The organism is Corynebacterium kozikiae (assembly GCF_024580965.1).
Lineage (GTDB): Bacteria > Actinomycetota > Actinomycetes > Mycobacteriales > Mycobacteriaceae > Corynebacterium > Corynebacterium kozikiae.
The window spans coordinates 110,510-123,845 of record NZ_JANIKJ010000006.1 but is presented as its reverse complement, the minus strand read 5'-3'; the positions used below and the strand labels follow the sequence as shown (position 1 = coordinate 123,845).

General features: G+C 60.5%; 13 protein-coding genes. 8 read left to right on the top strand and 5 right to left on the bottom strand.

Going from position 1 to position 13,336, the window contains the following annotated elements; genetic code table 11:
• Positions 1-136 precede the first annotated feature (136 nt).
• A complete protein-coding gene (locus NQ018_RS05905; protein WP_257039138.1) occupies positions 137-634 on the bottom strand; it encodes a ferritin in 498 nt (165 codons plus the stop codon).
• A 357-nt stretch (positions 635-991) separates the two neighbouring features.
• Between NQ018_RS05905 and nrdF the strand changes: the two genes are divergently transcribed.
• The 3 genes from nrdF to serB all read left to right on the top strand — a co-directional run bounded on the left by nrdF (position 992) and on the right by serB (position 5,611).
• Positions 992-1,975 carry a class 1b ribonucleoside-diphosphate reductase subunit beta gene (gene nrdF, locus NQ018_RS05900; protein ID WP_257059447.1) on the top strand — a complete coding sequence of 328 codons (984 nt, stop codon included), beginning with the start codon at positions 992-994 and terminating at the stop codon, positions 1,973-1,975.
• A 496-nt stretch (positions 1,976-2,471) separates the two neighbouring features.
• Complete coding sequence (ctaD, locus tag NQ018_RS05895; protein WP_257039136.1) at positions 2,472-4,187, top strand: aa3-type cytochrome oxidase subunit I; 1,716 nt, start codon at positions 2,472-2,474, stop codon at positions 4,185-4,187.
• Positions 4,188-4,351: 164 nt separating this feature from the next.
• Entirely contained in the window at positions 4,352-5,611 is a 1,260-nt protein-coding gene (gene serB / locus NQ018_RS05890; protein WP_373456444.1) for a phosphoserine phosphatase SerB, read from the top strand.
• A gap of 49 nt (positions 5,612-5,660) precedes the next feature.
• On the opposite strand, the gene NQ018_RS05885 is transcribed toward serB, so the two are convergent.
• From NQ018_RS05885 to NQ018_RS05875, 3 genes are read right to left on the bottom strand one after another with little or no spacing between them, the layout of a single operon-like run.
• Positions 5,661-6,185 carry a GNAT family N-acetyltransferase gene (locus NQ018_RS05885; RefSeq protein ID WP_257039134.1) on the bottom strand — a complete coding sequence of 175 codons (525 nt, stop codon included), beginning with the start codon at positions 6,183-6,185 and terminating at the stop codon, positions 5,661-5,663.
• Positions 6,186-6,243: 58 nt separating this feature from the next.
• The gene (locus tag NQ018_RS05880) at positions 6,244-8,205 is read right to left on the bottom strand and encodes an ATP-dependent DNA helicase (protein WP_373566901.1); all 1,962 of its coding nucleotides are present in this window, start codon (positions 8,203-8,205) and stop codon (positions 6,244-6,246) included.
• Positions 8,159-9,472: a nicotinate phosphoribosyltransferase gene (locus tag NQ018_RS05875; protein ID WP_257059441.1), complete on the bottom strand. Its 1,314-nt coding sequence runs from the start codon at positions 9,470-9,472 to the stop codon at positions 8,159-8,161. Before NQ018_RS05875 ends, NQ018_RS05880 begins: the two co-directional genes overlap by 47 nt.
• Positions 9,473-9,505: 33 nt before the next feature.
• Here NQ018_RS05875 and clpS point away from each other — a divergent pair, with 33 nt between their 5' ends.
• From clpS to NQ018_RS05850, 5 genes are read left to right on the top strand one after another with little or no spacing between them, the layout of a single operon-like run.
• On the top strand, positions 9,506-9,817 hold the full coding sequence (clpS, locus tag NQ018_RS05870) for an ATP-dependent Clp protease adapter ClpS (RefSeq protein ID WP_257039131.1): 312 nt from the start codon (positions 9,506-9,508) through the stop codon (positions 9,815-9,817).
• A 37-nt stretch (positions 9,818-9,854) separates the two neighbouring features.
• Positions 9,855-10,364 carry a DUF2017 domain-containing protein gene (locus NQ018_RS05865; RefSeq protein WP_257053436.1) on the top strand — a complete coding sequence of 170 codons (510 nt, stop codon included), beginning with the start codon at positions 9,855-9,857 and terminating at the stop codon, positions 10,362-10,364.
• Between the two features lie 21 nt (positions 10,365-10,385).
• Positions 10,386-11,015: a rhomboid family intramembrane serine protease gene (locus NQ018_RS05860; protein ID WP_257059438.1), complete on the top strand. Its 630-nt coding sequence runs from the start codon at positions 10,386-10,388 to the stop codon at positions 11,013-11,015.
• Positions 10,996-11,787, top strand: coding sequence for a glutamate racemase (gene murI / locus NQ018_RS05855; protein WP_257059436.1), 792 nt, complete (start codon positions 10,996-10,998; stop codon positions 11,785-11,787). Before NQ018_RS05860 ends, murI begins: the two co-directional genes overlap by 20 nt.
• Positions 11,788-11,839: 52 nt before the next feature.
• Positions 11,840-12,595 carry an MBL fold metallo-hydrolase gene (locus tag NQ018_RS05850; RefSeq protein WP_257059431.1) on the top strand — a complete coding sequence of 252 codons (756 nt, stop codon included), beginning with the start codon at positions 11,840-11,842 and terminating at the stop codon, positions 12,593-12,595.
• A 168-nt stretch (positions 12,596-12,763) separates the two neighbouring features.
• Here NQ018_RS05850 and NQ018_RS05845 read toward each other — a convergent pair whose 3' ends face one another.
• Positions 12,764-13,138 (bottom strand): hypothetical protein, encoded by a 375-nt coding sequence (locus NQ018_RS05845; RefSeq protein ID WP_257059428.1) that lies wholly within the window; start codon positions 13,136-13,138, stop codon positions 12,764-12,766.
• Positions 13,139-13,336 lie beyond the last annotated feature (198 nt).

The window sequence follows — 13,336 nt, the reverse complement described above, 5'->3', positions numbered from 1 at the left end:
CCCCAATGCCCCCAACCCCCCACGCCCACGCCAGCCAAAAAGCACACGGAAAAAGGGCCCGGCCTCGAAAACTTCGAAGCCAAGCCCTAACTATCTCAGCACAAGCGTTCCTTGTGCCAAACCCTATTCCGCAACCCTATTCTGCAGAATCGCGCTCCGCGAGCTCCTTGTCGATTTGCAGGATGCCTGCGCCGGTATCGGCGAGCTTGAGGCGGTCCAGGATGCCACCCACGGTTGCCTCCTCCTCGATCTGCTCAGCCAGGAAGTGGTCGAGGAGTGGGCGGGAGTCGTAGTCCTTCACGGAATCGGAGAGGGCAGCGAGGTCACGGATCAGGCCGGAGACCTTCTGCTCGTGCGCCAGGGAAGCCTCGAAGGCGTCGGTGGCGTTGGCGATGTCCAGCTTTGGTGGGGTGATGTCGCCGATCTGTGGGACGTAGCCGCGGTCGCGCAGGTGCTCCGCGAATGCCTCTGCGTGGGTGAGTTCTTCTTGGTGCTGGTTCTGGAACCAGTCACGCATGCCCACCAGGCCGAGGTCGTCCATGTGGTAGGAGAGCTGCAGGTAGACCATTGCGGCCTCGAGCTCTGCGGTCACTTGGTTGTTCATTGCTGCTGCGAGTTTTTCATTGATAGCCATGCCCCAAAGCGTACCGACGTCCACCGGATGTGTCACTGAAGCTTAGGCCACCTTAAATACGGTTTTCGGTTAAGGGAAGGCAATCATTGCAAAAACCTTTCAACGCCTATTTGATTATGTGAGTAAAGCTAATAGCGCTGCTCACTGCCGCCTTTTTGTTGCCGCGCGAAGCCTTGTTTCCTGCGGGCGCTGGGTACGCCGCTAAGCCTAACCTTGGTGATTGGATGTGGCCTATTTCACTGATCTGTGACGTTAGTCAAGGAATGATATTGTTGCGCTCAGGTTGAAACAGAAGAAATCTAGATCGTGCCGCGTAGCGAAATGTGGCGGGAACAGTGAGAGTGGAGGCGCACGGAAGTGTCTTACGATTCATACCTTGAGTCGCACCCCAAGCCAGTGAGTGCAATCAACTGGAACACCATCCCCGATGAGAAGGACCTCGAGGTCTGGGACCGCCTCACCGGCAACTTCTGGCTGCCGGAAAAGGTGCCCGTGTCCAACGACATCAAGAGCTGGTCCACCCTCAACGAGCTGGAAAAGCAGACCACCATGCGCGTGTTCACCGGCTTGACCATGCTGGACACGATTCAGGGCACCGTTGGCGCTACTTCGATGATTCCCGACGCCCGCACTCCACACGAAGAGGCTGTATATACCAACATTGCCTTCATGGAGAGCGTGCATGCCAAGAGCTACTCCAACATCTTCATGACCCTGGCATCCACCAAGGAGATCAACGAGGCCTTCCGCTGGTCCGAGGAGAACGAGAACCTGCAGCGCAAGGCCAAGATCGTGCTGTCCTACTATGAGGGTGACGACCCGGAAAAGCGCAAGGTTGCCTCCACGCTCCTGGAGTCCTTCCTGTTCTACTCCGGCTTCTACCTGCCGATGTACTGGTCCAGCCACGCGAAGCTCACCAACACCGCGGACATCATTCGCCTCATCATTAGGGACGAGGCCGTGCATGGCTACTACATTGGCTACAAGTACCAGCAGGCGCAGCGCGAAGCCACCGAAGCTCGCCGCGAAGAGCTCAAGGAATACACCTTTGACCTGCTCTATGACCTTTACGACAACGAAATCCAGTACACCGAGGATCTCTACGATCCGCTCGGCTGGACCGAGGATGTGAAGCGCTTCCTGCGCTACAACGCCAACAAGGCGCTGAACAACCTTGGCTACGAAGGTCTCTTCCCGGCCGACGAAACCCGCGTGTCCCCGGCGATCCTTTCCGCGCTCTCGCCAAACGCCGACGAGAACCACGACTTCTTCTCCGGCTCCGGTTCCTCCTATGTGATCGGTAAGGCCGAGAACACCACTGACGACGACTGGGACTTCTAGGGCTCCTTTTAGGGTTCCTTGGCTGAAGTCAAGGGGCAGCATTGGCCGATGGTCTTGGCGCCGCTTTCTCTTCCTTTATCTTTGCTATCTCTGCGTTCGCGAGGTGGGGGAGAGGGGGCGGCGCTGTTGCGTATGGGGCTGCTGTGGCTTGACTGGCGGTGAGTTGAGTACGGATCCAGGAGCTGGAGGGGATCAACCTTTGGATTGATACCCCGCGGGGGTATGTGGGATGTGGCAAGGGTCACGATATTCGCAGCGTTCGGGGTGGCAAAAAATCCGGTTTTGCTGCATAAGCAACGGCCATCACGCTTAACGCGGGTAAAACCTTGGAAATTGCTGGCAGGAACCCGTAACCCCGCTGGAGATGCCAGCAAAAGCCGCTGGCTTTAGGCGGTATAAGGCCTTAAGATAAGGCGATGTAAATTAGGTCACTTCACTCAAGCGCAGGGAAAACTCCCTGAAACTATGTGGGTGACTCACAAGTCAGGAGGATCGTATGACCGCTGTGGCGCCACGGCTCGAGGGTTACGTCGAGCCAACACGGCCCGCACCATCCGGCAACGGCCGCAAGGGCGAGCTGGCATGGAAGATGCTTACCACCACCGACCATAAGCTTTTGGGCGTCATGTACTTGGTGATGTCCTTCATCTGGTTCTTTGTTGGTGGCTTGATGGCCCTGCTCATCCGCGCAGAGCTGTTCACCCCAGGCCTGCAAATGCTTTCCAACGAGCAGTTCAACCAACTGTTCACCATGCACGGCACCGTCATGCTGCTGGCCTTTGGTACGCCAATCGTGTGGGGCTTTGCTAACTACGTGCTGCCACTGCAGATCGGTGCACCAGACGTTGCCTTCCCACGTCTGAACGCCTTTGGTTTCTGGATCACCCAGATCGGCGTTGTTGCAATGCTCGCAGGCTTCCTCACCCCAGGTGGTGCAGCAGACTTCGGCTGGACCATGTACCTGCCACTGGCTGACTCCATCCACTCCCCAGGCATCGGCGCCGACATGTGGATCGTCGGCGTGGGCGCCACCGGTGTGGGCACCGTGGCTTCCGCAGTGAACATGATCACCACCATCCTCACCCTGCGCGCACCGGGCATGACCATGTTCCGTATGCCGATCTTCTGCTGGAACATCTTTGTTGCATCCGTGATCGTGCTCATGATCTTCCCACTGCTGCTCGCCGCAGCACTCGGTGTGCTCTACGACCGCAAGCTCGGCGGCCACATCTTCGATCCAGGCAACGGCGGCGCCATCCTCTGGCAGCACCTGTTCTGGTTCTTCGGCCACCCAGAGGTGTACGTCCTCGCACTGCCTTTCTTCGGCATCGTTTCCGAAATCATCCCAGTGTTCTCCCGCAAGCCAATGTTTGGCTACATCGGCCTGGTGTTCGCAACCCTCTCCATCGGTGCACTCTCCATGGCTGTGTGGGCACACCACATGTTCGTGACCGGCGCCATCCTGCTGCCATTCTTCTCCTTCATGACCTTCCTGATCTCCGTGCCAACCGGCGTGAAGTTCTTCAACTGGTTGGGCACCATGTGGCGCGGCCACATCTCCTGGGAGACCCCAATGGTGTGGGTCATGGGCTTCCTGGTGACCTTCCTCTTCGGTGGTCTCACCGGCATCATGCTGGCATCCCCACCACTGGACTTCCAGCTCGCTGAGTCCTACTTCCTGATTGCGCACTTCCACTACACCCTCTTCGGCACCGTGGTGTTCGCATCCTTCGCTGGTGTGTACTTCTGGTTCCCCAAGATCACCGGCCGCATGCTGGATGAGACCCTGGGCAAGATCCACTTCTGGCTCACCTTCATCGGCTTCCACGGCACCTTCCTGGTCCAGCACTACGTTGGTAACGAGGGCATGCCACGCCGCTACGCTGACTACCTCGAGTCCGACGGTTTCACCTTCCTCAACCAGGTTTCTACTGTCTTCTCCTTCCTGCTGGGCATGTCCGTCATCCCATTCGTGTGGAACGTGTTCAAGTCCTGGCGCTACGGCGAGATCGTTACCGTGGACGACCCATGGGGCTACGGCAACTCCCTGGAGTGGGCAACCTCCTGCCCACCACCACGCCACAACTTCGTGTCCATGCCACGTATCCGCTCCGAGCGCCCAGCGTTCGAGCTGCACTACCCACACATGGTGGAGCGTATGCGCCGCGAAGCACACGTTGGCCACCACCACGAGCCAGTGAACAAGAAGTAACGATTCTTCTACTGAACAATCCTCCAAGCCGCAGGTCCGCGCAGGGCCTGCGGCTCTTGTGGTTCCCAGACCTAGTGCGGTCCCAAGGCTCAAGCCCCAGGTCCAAGCCCCAAGGTCCCACCCGCCATGCGGTAAAAACACCCAACATGTGGGAAAATACAGCAATGGATTCATACTCAGTGCCGCTGCAACCAGGCCTTCGCCCAGCCGTAGTAACCGTCACAGGGAAAGACCGCGCCGGAGTGTCCGCCGCCGTGTTTCGCGTCCTCTCCGCAAACGGTGTGCAACTCCTTGACGTTGAGCAGTCCCGCTTCCGTGGCTTCCTGGCCCTCGCAGCCTATGTGGGGCTGAACGAGCAAGAGCTGGAAACCATCCGCACAGGCCTCAAAGACACCCTCAACCAATCCACCCTCGCCGGCCTCCAGGTATCCGTGGAGCTGCAAGATGCCGCAGAATACTCCCGGCCGCGCTCTACCCATGAAATGGTGGTGCTCGGCAGCCCTGTGGAGGCAACCGCGCTGTCCAGGATCGGCCAAACCCTGGCTGATTATGGCGCAAACATTGACACCATCCGCGGTATTTCTGACTACCCAGTGACCGGCCTGGAACTTAAGATCACCGTGCCGGACCCCAAGCCAGGCGGCGCACAGATGCTGCGTAAGGCACTAGCGGAACTCTCCGCCCAGGTGGGTGTGGACATCGCCATCGAGCGCGCAGGCCTTATGCGCCGCTCCAAGCGCCTCATCTGCTTTGACTGCGATTCTACCCTCATCACTGGTGAAGTCATCGAAATGCTCGCAGCACATGCTGGCCGCGAGGCAGAGGTGGCAGCGGTAACCGAGCGCGCAATGCGGGGCGAGCTGGACTTTGAGGAGTCCCTGCGCGAGCGAGTAAAGACCCTCGCGGGGCTGGATGCCTCCGTGATTCAAGAAGTGGCCAATGACATCGTGCTCACCCCCGGCGCCCGCACCACGATCCGCACCCTCAAGCGCTTGGGCTACAAAACCGCCGTGGTCTCCGGCGGCTTTATCCAGGTGCTCGAAGACCTCGCAGAAGAGCTTGAGCTGGACTATGTGCGCGCGAACACGCTGGAAATCGTAGATGGCAAGCTCACCGGCAACGTGATCGGCAAAGTGGTGGACCGCGCCGCCAAGGCCGAGTTCCTCCGCGAGTTCGCCGCAGACTCCGGCCTGGAAATGCACCAAACCGTTGCGGTGGGCGACGGCGCAAATGACATCGACATGATCTCCGCCGCCGGCCTCGGCATCGCGTTTAACGCTCGCCCGGCGCTGGTGGAGGTGGCGGATACTTCCGTGAGCTCGCCGTTCTTGGACGAGGTGCTGCACATGCTGGGCATCACGCGCGCGGAGATCGACGCGGCCGACGAAGAAGCAAACACCGTCCGCCGCGTCCCGCTGGCCTAGCCCCTTACCTCAACCCCTGACGCCCGTCCTCACACTCCCTCACACTGCCTCACTCAGTGGGCCGCAGGCGGGCGTGCAGCACGATGTCGTGGAATTCGCCGCCCAGGTATTCCGCGCCCCGGAGGATCCCTTCCTCGGTTGCACCGGCGTTTCGTGCGACGGCACGAGACGCCTTATTGTCTACCGCACAGCGCACTTCGAAGCGATGCGCACCGTGCCTGAATGCGTGAGCCATGACCACCTTGAGCGCGTCGGTAGTGAGCCCCTTGCCCCGCGCCCATGGTGCGGCGAGGTAGCCCACGTTGACCGTCCGGTTGTCCAGGCTTTCCAGGCGGAGTTCGATGTGGCCGCAGTAGACGTCGTCTTCATCCACGATTGCCCAGGCACGCTCGGCGGCTACGAACTCCTGCGCCATCTCCTCGGTGTAGATGTGGGGGATGGTGGTGAAACGTTGGGTGAGGGGGTCGGAGCAGGCCTGGATCATGTCCGGGATGTCCCGAGGTGCGAGCAGGCGCAGATTGCAGCGGGTCCCCTCAAGGTTGTCCATGGGCATTGGCCATTGCATTTCTTCCATTGCAGCTCCTCCACACTCGTTAGCAAACACCAAACACTTGCGGCCCAGGCGGCCATACTCAGCGCTGTGACACCAGCCGCTTGAGCGCATTTTTGACCACAGTACCGTCTTCCGTGCGCCAAAAGGGTGGAATCGAGCGCAGGAAGAAGCTGCCGTAGCGGGCGGTCACAATTCGGCTGTCTAGGATGGCTACCACGCCGCGATCATCCACGCTGCGCAGCAACCTGCCGGCACCTTGGGCGAGCAGCAGGGCTGCATGGGTAGCGGCTACTTCCATGAAGCCGTTGCGCCCCGCGGCATCGGCGGCCTCCTTGCGGGCTTGGAGCAAAGGATCGTCCGGGCGGGGGAAGGGGATGCGGTCAATGAGCACCAAGGATAGTGATGGGCCGGGCACGTCTACGCCCTGCCACAGCGTGAGCGTGCCAAACAAGCAGGCGTTTTCCGCCTTGGCAAAGCGCTCGACGAGCACGCCGGTGGAGTCCTCGCCTTGAAGGAAGATGTCAAAGGGCACCAGGGGGCGCAGGGCTTCGGCGGCTTCCTCGGCGGCGCGTTTGGAGCTGAATAGCCCGAGTGTGCGCCCGCCGGCTGCCATGATGAGTTCGTGCATTTCGGCGCGCGTGGCGTCGGCTAGGCCGTCGCGCCCAGGGGCAGGCAGGCGCCGCGGCGTATAGAGAATGCCAGACTTTTGCGGGGTAAACGGCGTTCCCGCGTCCAGCGAATCCCAGGTTCCCTTGGGGATCCCCCAGCTCGCGGCGATCGCCTCAAAGTTGCCGCCGATGCTCAAGGTGGCGGAGGTGAGGATCACGGTGTTCTCGGAAAAGAGCTTGGCATTCAGCAGCCCGGCCACGGAAAGCGGCGCCACAAACAGCGTGGTTTCGGTGGCCCAGATAACATCCTGGGAATCCTCGGTCTCGTTGACTTCGAGAACGCGAACGACGGCATCATGTTGGTCACTCAAGTGGTTGGAAAGGGCAATGCGCTCGGCGTATCGCTCCGGGTCATTCAGCGCCTCGCCTTCGGGCGTGCGCGCAATGTGTTCTTTGAGTTTCCACAGCTCGTCGCGAACCAGGACCAACTGGGCCTGGAGTTCTTGGTCGAGTTCGGTGATCCTGCCCTGGGGGAAGAACAACTCTTTGGCTACCGCCACCAGGGTTTCGTCGTTCGCTCCGAGCTTGCCGGCGCGGCGCGCAGAGAGCGTGAGGGCGGTGGGGCTGATTTCAGTGGTGGCTACGGCGGTGATGCGGCCGTCGAGCTCGTGTGCCTCGTCGATGATCACCACGTCGTGTTCCGGGAGGACGTTGATGTCACTCAGTGCGTCGATGGCCAGCATGGCATGGTTAGTGACCACCACGTCCACGTCTTTCGCCTGCTTCCGGGCGATCTCCGCAAAGCATTCGTCTCCATGAGGGCAGCGGGAGGCGCCTACGCACTCGCGAGCGCTCACCGAAACCTGGCGCCACGCGAGGTTGGGAACACCGGGTTCGAGCTGGTCACGGTCGCCGGTTTCCGTTTCGTTCGCCCAGTCGTACAGGCGCTGCACGTGGCGGCCGAGCCAGGAAACTTCACCCCCGCCGCCAGGGTTAGTATCCCCACCAAAATCCATCTCAGGCTCCGCCACACCCTGTGAGACTTTGTGCATGCACAGGTAGTTGGAGCGGCCTTTCATGATGGCAAAGGTGGGCTTGCGTTCAAGGTGCGGCTCTAGGGCCTCGGCGAGCCGGGGGAGATCGCGCTCCACCAACTGCCGCTGCAGGGCAATGGTCGCAGTGGACACTACCACGGTGGTGCCGGTGGCCTGTGCGTGCGCGAACGCCGGCACCAGGTATGCCAGGGATTTGCCGGTGCCTGTGCCCGCCTGCACAGCGAGGTGGCGTCCTGATTGCATGCTGCGGGCCACGGCCTCGCTCATTGCAACCTGACCTTCGCGTGTGGCGCCGCTGAGTGCGGCCACTGCGGCGTCGAGAAGCGCGGTGTTATTGCTCATCGAATCCGACGAAGCGGGTGTGCAGCACGGGCTCATCCTTGCTCAGCGCGAGGCCTTCCCAAGGCAGCGTGACCAACTGGGAGGCCAGGTAGGCGCGGGATTCCTCCAGCGTCGGCTGGCCTTCTACAATCTTGCCGTCGCGCATCAGCGGTACCGTGAGCTCGTAGGAGTTTAGGCTGCCTACCTGCGGAACCTCGTGGTGGAAGGGGAACACCAGCTCTTCCACGGCGGTGCCGGACTGGCGGTGGGTGCGCACGGCGCGTTTGGTGCCGCCCATCATGCCCTTGTTGCGGGAACGCTTGGCAACCGGGTGTCCGTCCACTTCCACCAGCTTGTAGACCATACCTGCGGTTGGCTGGCCGGAGCCGGTGACCACTGAGGTGCCCACGCCGAAGGAATCCACGGGGTTGGCCCGCAGGCCTGCGATGGCGTATTCGTCCAGGTCAGAGCTCACGACGATGCGGGTGTTGTAGGCGCCGAGCTCGTCGAGTTCCTGGCGCACGCGGGTGGTCATCACACCCAAGTCTCCGGAGTCGATGCGCACCGCACCTAGTTCGGGGCCGGCCACCTCGATTGCGGTTTGCACGCCCTTCGAAATGTCATAGGTATCCACCAGCAGCGTGGTGTCCGTGCCCAAAGTCTCCACCTGAGAGCGGAATGCCGCGGCCTCGTTGGGGGAGCCGTCCTCATTGACATGCAGCAGCGTCCACGCATGCGCGGCGGTGCCGGAGCTCGGAATGCCGTAACGGTGTGCGGCTTCAAGGTTGGAGGTGCCGACGAACCCAGCGAGGTACGCGGCCCGGGCGGCAGTGACCGCGGCGCGCTCATGGGTGCGGCGTGAACCCATCTCGATGATTGGGCGGCCATCGGCGGCGGTGACCATGCGGGCTGCGGCCGTTGCTACCGCGGAATCCGCGTTCATGATGGAAAGGATCACCGTTTCCAGGATCACGCACTCAGCAAAGGTGCCGCGCACTGTCAGGATTGGGGAGTGGGGGAAGTACAGCTCGCCTTCGCGGTAGCCGTCGATCTGCCCGGAGAACTCGTACTTGCGCAGGAAATCCAGCGTGCCCTCGGAGAGGAAGTCTAGGGATTTGAGCTGGTCTTCGGTGAAGCGGTAGTTCTCAATTGCCTCTAAGACGCGGGCTGTACCTGCAACAACGCCGTACCTGCGTTCGCCGGGGAGCTTGCGGCCAAACACCTCAAAGGTGCATTGACGTGACCATGTGCCGTCAGCGAGGGCGGCCTCAAGCATGGTCAGTTCGTACATATCTGTTAGGAGCGCCGTTGAATTCACACTCATCAGCTTAAACGTATTGCGGGTAGGCTGTGTTGCATGAACGTGACCATGTCTTCACCAATGGCCACCCCAGAGCTGGATGAGCGGGTGGAACTCGGGGTTGAAACGAGTGAAAACTTGCCGTGGATGTGCATCGTGTGGGATGACCCCGTCAACCTCATGAGCTACGTCACCTACGTGTTCCAAACCATTTTGGGCTTTTCCAAAAAGCGCGCCACCGAACTCATGATGCAAGTCCACACCGAGGGCAAAGCCGTGGTCAGCAGCGGGGAAAAAGACAAAGTGGAAGCAGACGTGAAAAAGCTCCACAAGGCTGGACTGTGGGCAACCATGCAGCAAGCCGGATAACGTTCCACACGAATTGAAATAAAGGGGAATACCTACTGTGCAAGCGTGGAAGCGCAAGAAGGGGCTCATGAGGGAGCCCCGCTACACCTGCGTGTTGGAGGAATACGAACGCCAAGTGCTCGGCGAGCTCGCCGTTACCGTGGTAGAGGCGCTTATCCAGCGCGTGCAGTCTGCGCCGAAGGATGAGCTCGCGGAGCTCACCGGCATGGTGTCCGGCCACAAGGAACCACCTAAGGACCAAGGCCTTGCCCGTTTGCTGCCGGATTTTGAGCGCGAAGGTGAGGAGGAGTTTGAGGGCGAGGCCTCAATGCTGCGTTCCTTGCATGAGCCGGACATTTGCCGCACCAAAATTGAGCAGCTCACCCTAGTGGTCAATGCCTTGCAAGACGGCGCGGAGATCGTGGTGCCGGAGCCTGAGGCAGGGGCGTGGCTGGGTGCATTGAATGATATCCGGCTGTACATCGCCGCGAGCGGTGGTGACGCCGACGTGGTTGAATGGCTGGCATTCAACCAAGAGTCCTTGTTGCACGCAATGGACATGGACTAGGCCATCTCGTAGGGGAGAGAAGTGAAGTACGCGATTGGATATGTGGTGCTCATTTGGGGTGTGCACCTGCTGAATGCGGGTGGTGCCCTGCTGTTTTTGGGTGTGCAACCATGGGACGTCACCAGCCTGTGGCACATCTTTACCGCACCGCTGATCCACGGCAGCTACAGCCACATTATGGCGAATACACTGCCGGGTGCGCTGTTTTGTTTTCTGATTTCCCGCTCCGGGCCTCGCGCGTTTTGGGAGGTCACTGGCATTGTCACGGTGGTCGCCGGTCTGGGTACCTGGGTGTTCGGCGGCATTGGCACCAACCACGTGGGCGCCTCCGGGCTCATTTATGGCTGGCTGAGCTACCTGGTGATCCGAGGCATCTTCAACCGCTCGCTGAGCCAAGTGGTTTTGGGCGTTGTCCTGGCGTTCTTCTACGGTGGCCTCATCTGGGGCGTGTTGCCTGGCGAGGCCGGTGTGTCCTGGCAGGCGCACCTGTTCGGGGCGATCGGCGGTATCATCGCCGGCGCGATCATCACTTCCGACGACCCGCCGAAGCGCCAAAAGCTGCCTCCGCAGCAGTATCCACAACAATTTCCGCAGTACCCACAGCAGTATCCCCAGCAGGGTTTCAACCGCAATGAGTATCGGCGTTTTTGATTCCGGGGTGGGCGGGCTTACCGTGGCCCGCGCGCTCATTGACCAGCTCCCGGGGGAATCGATCACCTACATCGGAGACACCCTCAACGCCCCCTACGGCCCGCGCAGCACGGAAGAAGTGCGCCGGCTTTCTCTGAGACTTTCCGACGAACTCGTGTCCCGCGGCAGCAAAATGGTGGTGATAGCCTGCAATACCGCCACCGCCGCCATGTTGGAGGAAGCTCAACAGCGCTACGACGTCCCCGTGGTGGGTGTGATTTCCCCCGCGGTCCGTCGCGCTCTGGCCAGCACCCGCAACGGCAAGGTGGGTGTGATTGGCACAGAAGGCACCATTGCCTCCGGCGCCTACCAGCAGGAGTTCGCCAAAGTGAACCCCGAGGTGGAGGTGTTCGCGCAGGCCTGCCCGAGCTTTGTGAGCTTTGTGGAGCGCGGTATTACTGCGGGGCGTCAAGTGCTGCAGGTAGCGGAAGGGTATGTGGAGCCGCTGCAGGCAGCGGGGGTGGACACCCTCGTGTTGGGCTGCACGCACTACCCCTTGCTTTCTGGAGTGATCCAGCTCGCCATGGGGGATCACGTGCAACTGGTGAGCTCCGCGGAGGAAACCGCAAAGGATGTGTTCAAACTGCTCAGCCAGCAAGATCTCCTTGCCCAAGAGGGGGAACCGGTGCAACACACGTTTGAGGCCACTGGGGACCCGGAACACTTCGCCGCACTCGCTCAACGATTCCTCGGGCCGCATGTGACGCACGTCGGTAATGCTCGCGGGGTGTAATGTTCCACAATCTGTTGCACATCCGGGTTTCATTCATGGCAGAGTTTTGGGCATGAAGGTCACAATCCTTGGAAGCTCCGGAAGCGTGGGCGCACCCAATAACCCTGCCTCCGGATACTTGGTGGAGATCCCAGGCGCGCCGAGCATCGTGCTTGACCTGGGGCCTGGCGCGTTGGCAAAGCTGCAGGAGCTGCAGGACCCCACGGATGCACATGTGTTGTTCACACACCTGCACCCCGATCATTGTTTGGATTTTCCCTCGCTGCTAGTGTGGCGCCGGTTCCACCCCGAGGCACCTGCGAAAAGCCGCAACCTGTGCATTGGTCCGGCGGACACGGAGCGCCACCTGGGTGCAATGGATACCCCTGGGCAGCAAGAGTCACTGAGTGACACCTTTGCCTTCACCCCGTGGACGGCACACCAGCCGGAACTGGTGGATCTCACCACCGTCACCCCGTTCCCAACGGTTCACCCGGTGGAAAGCTACGCCCTGCGCCTGGAGCATGAGGGAGCGGTGCTGGCCTATTCGGGTGATAGCGCGCCCACGGAGGAGCTGGTGGCCTGCGCCAGGGATGCGGATGTGTTCCTCTGTGAGGCCACCTGGGGTGCGAGCAGTGAGGGAAAAGTGGAAAACATGCACCTCTCCGGCGCTGAGGCAGGACAAATTGCCCAGCGTGCAGGGGTGAAGCAGCTGGTCCTGGTGCATATTCCGCCGTGGGGCGACCCCGAAGAAGCACTTGCTGCGGCACGCGCGGAGTTTGCCGGCGAGGTACTGCTGGGTGTGAGCGGTCTGGTGTTGGAGGTCTAGGTTCAGTATCTAAGTTCCGCGTGTTATGCCCATGGGGTTTTTGGGCCAGGAGCCCAAATACCTTTTGGGCAGGGAGTCCGCTCGCTTTGTGGACAAGTTTTAGGCGCTGGGCGGTCGATGGCTTATTGCGGTGTGAGGGCCGCGGTCGTGACAGCATCGGTTTGATCTCTAGTGGGGGCGCTGCCACATTCCTTCAACATGTCCAATGTTGATCTGGCCTCCGGCTGGTCGGTGCAACAAGGTAATGGGAAGGGGGAAAGAGAACAAAAGCTCGCCGTCATGCGCGGTAAAAAACTCTGCATGTTGGGTGCCGACATGGCTGTAGATCATTTTTGTTTTCCATCGAGTGCCGACATATAAACGGTGCTTGAGGATGGTGACGACACCACTTCGGTTGATCCAGAGTTCGTCGGGGATGTTCCAGGCGCTACTTGATACTGAGCCTGCGGCAGTTGCGCTGGGGGTATCGATAGGGTGTGAATCTTGGTGGATTGACTCATTATCGTGTTCACACGCCTTGGGTGAAGCTGCAACTTCTCCCAAGGTGTTGTTCCTTTCCTCGGGGACTGCATCCGAGGCTCAATCGTGCAAGCTGTGGCAGTACGAGGCGATTCTGGCCCACAACACATCTGGATCAAGAGGCTGTTTAGGTGCCGGTTGTGTGGTCGAGAATCTCACGGACTTGTGCCGGAATGATGTGCATTTTGCTGTGGTTGAGGCCTTGGTGACGCTGGAATTTTT

Coding starts and splice junctions, on each gene's coding strand:
- NQ018_RS05875 (WP_257059441.1), bottom strand. CDS start 9,472: ATGAGTGTGAATTCAACGGCGCTCCTAACAGATATGTACGAACTGACC.
- ctaD (WP_257039136.1), top strand. CDS start 2,472: ATGACCGCTGTGGCGCCACGGCTCGAGGGTTACGTCGAGCCAACACGG.
- NQ018_RS05880 (WP_373566901.1), bottom strand. CDS start 8,205: ATGAGCCCGTGCTGCACACCCGCTTCGTCGGATTCGATGAGCAATAAC.
- NQ018_RS05905 (WP_257039138.1), bottom strand. CDS start 634: ATGGCTATCAATGAAAAACTCGCAGCAGCAATGAACAACCAAGTGACC.
- murI (WP_257059436.1), top strand. CDS start 10,996: ATGAGTATCGGCGTTTTTGATTCCGGGGTGGGCGGGCTTACCGTGGCC.
- NQ018_RS05885 (WP_257039134.1), bottom strand. CDS start 6,185: ATGGAAGAAATGCAATGGCCAATGCCCATGGACAACCTTGAGGGGACC.
- clpS (WP_257039131.1), top strand. CDS start 9,506: ATGAACGTGACCATGTCTTCACCAATGGCCACCCCAGAGCTGGATGAG.
- serB (WP_373456444.1), top strand. CDS start 4,352: ATGGATTCATACTCAGTGCCGCTGCAACCAGGCCTTCGCCCAGCCGTA.
- NQ018_RS05850 (WP_257059431.1), top strand. CDS start 11,840: ATGAAGGTCACAATCCTTGGAAGCTCCGGAAGCGTGGGCGCACCCAAT.